Here is a 6,000-nt window from a genome sequence, read left to right on the forward strand (position 1 = left end):
TTGTCGGGCTGGAAATAAGGTGTTGTTAAGTTGTTTTCGTAATTTACGTTCTATATGATTTATAAAATATTAGTTATTTTGGGGTTTTTGATGTTTGTTTTTCACACTTTTTCGTAAAGTTATTGTCTTTTGAACTTTATTTAGAAGGTGATTTTGCTAATAACAGTCGGCGGGTAAGGTGATATTTTAAATGAGATAATGATAGGCAGAGCCGAGTGTTATGGCTCTGCCTTGGTTTTAGTAACAATTATTGAGTGCCTAACCGGGGATTGATCACCGGCTGTTTTGTTGACGATTTTTATTTATTGCCGCTATTCGTACTAGTCGGCCTCATGACAGCCGGGTCTTTAAACCGATCATTCGGATTGTCGTCTGGTGGCGTCCAGAAAGCGACATCATAAGCCAAATTGCAAAGGTCTTGCATTTTAATTGACGGCACCCCGTTTGCCCACTCACTTTCCCATTCAAACTTCTCTTCGGGTTTACGCTCCCATGAAAATCCACTTCCTCGGCAGGTTGCTGTGTAAACCAGGTCTGTCACGCTAGATTCCAGAACGTTTTTGTCTCCCTGGAATCTGTGGATGATCTGATTTGTAACGACAGCATCCGCCTCAAGGGTTGCTGTGGCTTTCCCGGTCGATCCGTCTTTACGCTTGGCAGTCATCTTACAGCTATACTTACCTGTTACCACATGTGGAACCTTGAAGATTCTGTTTTGAGTGTTGATCCAAAACAGGCCCTCTTTTAACTGCAAATCTCCTGCCGGCGTTGGAAACTCATGATCGATTACTGGCGGAAAGACATTCGGTAAGTTAGTGTACCTCCTTGCCGGGTAATGAACCGGCTTACCTTGGTTGTCTTTCCCATTGATGATTGGCTGCCCGAGAGCTTTGAATATGTATTCTGGTATCCAGGGCGGGCTAGCAGGGTACACAGGGCTTGGTGTTGGTTGTTTACTGTAGCATTTAGTCGCGGCCAATACCGAGGTGGAAAAAAGTACTCCTATAGACACGCCCATTACCCATACCGGCCAGCGGCGTATTCGGCCAATATCCTGCTTGACGCGGTTGATGAACGTTTTTCCCGTATTTATCGGAGACTCTGACGGGGATTGTTCCCCGGTTGGTATATTAAAAATTTTCATTCTTTGTGATAACCCTGTCCCGGCCAGATTGCATTGGCCTTTTAAGGGCACTCCTTCTTTAAATGATTATTTTCTGCATCGGGTTATCCGCGCAGGCCAGCGCCAACGTTACAGGTTGCGTTTATATAAGGGTATTGCTGGTACTTATGTTTGAGGAGAAATCGTCTTGATGCATATTACCCTCCGAAATTTAAGCTTGTATTGAATTGACTTTTTTACCCACAGGGGAGTCCGTTAACAAAAACTTAATCCTTTTTGGGTTAAGCTGATTTTCTATCGCGACTAATAAGACATAAATAAGTTTAGCAACTCTTTAAAAAAAAGATAATAGAAAAAGCAAAAAACGAAAAGAATGTGATAACAAAAAATTATCAGCCAATAACTATAGATTAACGTCAGGGTTGATTGTTGGTAGTGGTTTTCAAGATTGTTTTTCACAGGTAAATGACAATAATGAGATTTAGGCGGAATAATTTGTCGGGGATATGCATCTTTATGGCTATTATTTATTACGTATACGAGTAACTTAATTTACTAACAACTGATTGCAAGGCGGAAAATAAGTCGTTGTTAAGTTGTTGCCGTAACTCTCGTTCTGTGTGGTTTATGAAAAATTAGTTATTTTGGGGTTTTTGATATTTGCTTTCAGAACTGTTTCGTAAAATTATTGTTTTTTCAATCTTTATTTGTAAGCTAATTTGGGTAATAACAGTGGGTGGGTGAGATGATATTTAAAGTAGAATAAGCGATAGGCTGAACCGAGGAATTGTGGTTCAGCCTTGGTTTTACTGTTTTTTAGTGATTCATAATACCAATCGGCTAATCATCATATTCGCTATGTACTATATTGTCACCCAGATCCAAAAGGTCCCAGGCTAATCTTTGGCCATTCGCCCGTAAAATGGTGAATGCGCTGCTGGATGCACTTAGGCTGATGATATCTTGTAGTTGGGCTATTCCAGGTGGTATCTGGATATTAAGTTCTTTGGGCCCCCAAGCGACCACGCTACGGTTTGCCCGTAGAGCCGCGAAAGCATAATGACCTCGCGAGGAATCATCAAGATCGGTTGTACTCAGGCTGACGATATCCTTTAATTTGGCAATCTCGGGTGGGACACTAATAAGACCCCAGGAGACCACACTGCGGTCTGCCCGTAGAGCTACAAATGTGTTCCTTGATGAGTATAGGCTGACGATATCCTTTAATGCGGCAATTGCGGGTGGAACCTGACCACCAGAGCTTGGGTCCCCCCAGGCGACGACACTGCGATCAGTACGCAAAGCGGCGAAAGCACCGTTTGTTGCACTTAGACTGATAATATCCCGTAATGAGGCGATTTCTGGTGGGACTTGGCCGCCATAGTCTTGATGCCCCCAAGCGACTACGCTACGGTTTGCCCGCAGGGCGGCTAAAGCATAAGTTGTTATACTTAGGTTGACAATATCTTGCCATTTTGCAATTTCAGGAGGTATCGAATATCCGGGCCAGGTGACCACGCTGAGGTCTGCTCGCCGGGCGATGAAAATATTATTTATTGAACTGAGACTGATAATATCCTGTAATTTGGCAATATCGGGCGGAACTCGGACGTTTCCCCAAGCGACCACCCTACCGTTTGCTCTAAGGGCGGTAAAGGTATCATTTGTAAAGTAATATTGTACAATTATTTTGTGCTTGCCACGGTTGTAATCTCCGCAATCGTCTGGGTTACGGTCTGGCCACCAGGCTGCACAGACACCATCCGAAATGTTATGTATTGAACTTATGCTTATAATGTCATTTAATTCAGCAATTTCTGCTGGTAATTTGCCGCCATATTTCTGATTTCCCCAAGCGACTACACTACCGTCTGCCCGCAAGGCTGAGAAAGCATAATTTGTTGAACTCAGGCTGACAATATCCTGTAATTTGGCAATTTCTGGCGGTATAGAGCCGCCATACTTCTCATCTCCCCAAGCGACCACGCTACGGTCTGCCCGCAGGGCTGCGAATGCATAGCCTGTTGAACTCAGGCTGACGATATCTTGTAATTTGGCAATTTCTGACGGTATAGAGCCGCCACCGCTCTCATCTCCCCAGGCGACCATTCTGCCATTTGTTAATAACATGGCGGTTGCGGTGTAAGTGGAGGTGATGGAGACCTTGTTGTCTTTCCCATTGATTATTGGCTGCCCGAGAGATTTGAATATGTATTCTGTGTCCCCTAGGTCTGGTGTTGGTTTACTGGGGTATTCAGTAGCAGCCAATACCGAGGTGAAAAAAAGCGCCCCTATAGATACGCACATTACCCATGCCGACCACCGGCGATTTCGGCCAACATTCTGCTTCACTCTATTGATGAACGTTTTTTCAGTATTCATCGGAGACTCTGGCGGGGATTGTTCCCCGATTGCCATGTTAAAAATTTTCATTCTTTGTGATAACCCTGTCCCGGCCAGATTACATTGGCCTTTTAAGGGCACTCCTTCTTTAAATGATTATTTTCTGCATCGGGTTACCCGTGCAGTCCCTCATTACAGGTTGCATTTATATAAGAGTATTGCTGGAACTCATGTTTGAGGAGAAATCGTCTTGATGCATATTACTCTCCTAACTTACGGTTATATCGGATTTACCTTTACCTACAGGCAGTCTGTACCGTAAAACCTCTGCTCAATGGATTAACTAGTAGTCGTATTCATAATGTAATTTATTATCATCAGTCGAACCCCAGCCAACTCTCTGACCATCGATCCGCAGTACGGTAAATGAGTTTCTTGATGCACTTAGGCTAACGATATCTTGTAACTGGGCAATGTCGGGTGGGATTTGACTACTGGGATCATTTCCCCAAGCGATTACTCTGCCATTTGGCAATAACATGGCGGTTGCCCCTCTGGTAGAGGCGATAGGCATATTATTATCAGCGTGACTACTCCTGTTTGGTTGCCAATATTGTTTTGTAGGATTACCGCTAGTATCCATGTTTGGTGAGGGATCGTTATTTTGATTCATATTGTTCTCCTAATGATGGTGATATCGGATTGACCTTTTTACCTACATTACCCACAGGGGAATCTATGCCATAAAACCTATCCTTTGCGGGTTAAGCTGATTTAATACTAGCCATTCTTTGATGAGTAAGATAATAGAGAGAGGTTATCGGCTAATAACTATAGGTTAATACTAAATTGACTTTTTGGTAGTTGGTTTTGGATTATTTTTTATCGATAAGTGATGAAGGTTAAAATTATGAGGCTTGAACGACGGAATTCAGAGGAAATGTACATCTTTATGGCTATTCTAATTAATACGTGAATATGTAACTTAATCTACTAAGTATTAATTGTAAAAAAAAGAGTAAAAATTACCAGAGTGGTTGCCGTAATATTCGATTTTTCCTGTTTATAAAAGTGTCAGTTATTTTGGGGTTTTTGATCTTTATTTGAAAGGTGATTTTGGTGATAAAAGAGGGAGGGAGAACTAAGATTTAAAATGAGTGCTTGATAGGCTGAGTTATTCTATTTGTCTCAGCTATTGGTTAATGGTTCACTTAATGGATTAACTAATTATATTCGCCGTGAGCCTTAATATCTAATTCTAAGGGCTTAACGATCGGTTGCCCGTTTTCTTTTGAGTTTCAATCCCTTTACTGTGTTGATGAGGGATCAGGTAATTGTTGTGATCTCCCTGCCAACTGTTTGACACCTGACTGACCAATTAGGGAACGCATCTGAATAGTGAAAACTGTTCAAACCCGCCTGGCTTTTAAACCTCTCGAATTCGACAGGTTTAAAATTGGCTGAATTGTAGAGCTGCTCCCATATCCCCAGAAACTCAATAGTATTTCGGTTACGTAGCCAATTATAGAGGATACTCTCGTCCCCAAAGTTCTTGACCATATCGGTCAACGAGATGTAGTCCTGATCATTATCTATCGTTGAAAAATGCGGATGTAGCTGACTGTTACAAGAGAAAACAAATATGAAAAACACCCGAAGATGCTTTTCTATGTCGTTTGGATTAAGTTGTTTTGAAGCCAAAATGTAGTTCACAATTGCAAGCTTTGGCGTAGTTCAATAATGTCTTAAGTGTTGGGTTTCCATTTCCTTTTTCAAGCCTGGAAATATTCGCTTCTTTTGTTCCCATACGCTGGGCAACTTGGTTTTGCGTTAGACCAGCAGCATGCCGCATGCGTAATAGAGTATTAATTAGCTCGAATTCTGGTTTTAGCGCATCATACTCAGCTTTTACATCTGGGTTAGATAATGCTTTGGATTTTAGCGACTTTAAACTACTCATTTTGTAACCTCTTTCATTCGTTTATAAGCGAGATCAAGATCCTTTTTAGATATCTTCTGGTTTTTCTTAATAAACGCATGAAGGACGATGATATTTGGGCCTTGTAGGTAACAAAACAATCTGCGTCCAATACCTTCTTGCGCTTTGGCTCGAATCTCGAATAGACCTTTTCCCATTGACTTAGTGTGTGGCTCTCCAAGATTAGCGCCATATTCTTCAATGAGTTCAAGTAGTTTCAGCATACGAGCTTGAATTCTGGGTGGCATATTGAGGATTGCATCCTCGACACCATCGTAGAGTTCAACGTTCCAGTTCATATTCAATATTGTCCTAAGACTTATCCTATATGATAAGTTTGTGAGTTGTCAAACCTCTGTTTTCGATGAAAACCACAGGGGTGGGAGTTGTTATGGAAACCCTGAAGTGACTGCTCCCCGCCGTAAAAACGGCGAGGCTTCCCACTTCTCAGGCCGCCACCGTCTTTATGACGGATTTACGCTGGCCTCCGTGGGCAGAGACGACGAGTCCCGCCGCCTGTAATTCTGTTATGCCCTTGCGCTGGATGTTGAGCGCC

General features: G+C 42.4%; 6 protein-coding genes and 1 pseudogene. All 7 read right to left on the minus strand.

Annotation, left to right across the window (positions count from 1 at the left end; genetic code table 11):
- Positions 1–298: 298 nt before the first annotated feature.
- On the minus strand, positions 299–1,144 hold the full coding sequence (locus tag EAE92_RS05115; RefSeq protein ID WP_246545010.1) for a hypothetical protein: 846 nt from the start codon (positions 1,142–1,144) through the stop codon (positions 299–301).
- Positions 1,145–1,963: 819 nt separating this feature from the next.
- On the minus strand, positions 1,964–3,556 hold the full coding sequence (locus EAE92_RS24435) for an RCC1 domain-containing protein (protein WP_246545011.1): 1,593 nt from the start codon (positions 3,554–3,556) through the stop codon (positions 1,964–1,966).
- Between the two features lie 253 nt (positions 3,557–3,809).
- A complete protein-coding gene (locus EAE92_RS05125) occupies positions 3,810–4,139 on the minus strand; it encodes a hypothetical protein (protein ID WP_214067276.1) in 330 nt (109 codons plus the stop codon).
- Positions 4,140–4,792: 653 nt separating this feature from the next.
- A complete protein-coding gene (locus tag EAE92_RS24955; RefSeq protein ID WP_339959349.1) occupies positions 4,793–5,179 on the minus strand; it encodes a KilA-N domain-containing protein in 387 nt (128 codons plus the stop codon).
- On the minus strand, positions 5,148–5,426 hold the full coding sequence (locus EAE92_RS05135) for a helix-turn-helix domain-containing protein (protein WP_036779863.1): 279 nt from the start codon (positions 5,424–5,426) through the stop codon (positions 5,148–5,150). Before EAE92_RS05135 ends, EAE92_RS24955 begins: the two co-directional genes overlap by 32 nt.
- Positions 5,423–5,743, minus strand: coding sequence for a type II toxin-antitoxin system RelE/ParE family toxin (locus tag EAE92_RS05140; RefSeq protein WP_036779862.1), 321 nt, complete (start codon positions 5,741–5,743; stop codon positions 5,423–5,425). Before EAE92_RS05140 ends, EAE92_RS05135 begins: the two co-directional genes overlap by 4 nt.
- A 148-nt stretch (positions 5,744–5,891) precedes the next feature.
- Positions 5,892–6,000 (minus strand): annotated as a pseudogene (locus EAE92_RS25360) (RNA-guided endonuclease InsQ/TnpB family protein); the annotation flags it as partial.

This window comes from Photorhabdus hainanensis (genome assembly GCF_018448965.1).
GTDB lineage: Bacteria > Pseudomonadota > Gammaproteobacteria > Enterobacterales > Enterobacteriaceae > Photorhabdus > Photorhabdus akhurstii.

Coding starts and splice junctions, on each gene's coding strand:
- EAE92_RS05115 (WP_246545010.1), bottom strand. CDS start 1,144: ATGAAAATTTTTAATATACCAACCGGGGAACAATCCCCGTCAGAGTCT.
- EAE92_RS24435 (WP_246545011.1), bottom strand. CDS start 3,556: ATGAAAATTTTTAACATGGCAATCGGGGAACAATCCCCGCCAGAGTCT.
- EAE92_RS05125 (WP_214067276.1), bottom strand. CDS start 4,139: ATGAATCAAAATAACGATCCCTCACCAAACATGGATACTAGCGGTAAT.
- EAE92_RS05135 (WP_036779863.1), bottom strand. CDS start 5,426: ATGAGTAGTTTAAAGTCGCTAAAATCCAAAGCATTATCTAACCCAGAT.
- EAE92_RS05140 (WP_036779862.1), bottom strand. CDS start 5,743: ATGAACTGGAACGTTGAACTCTACGATGGTGTCGAGGATGCAATCCTC.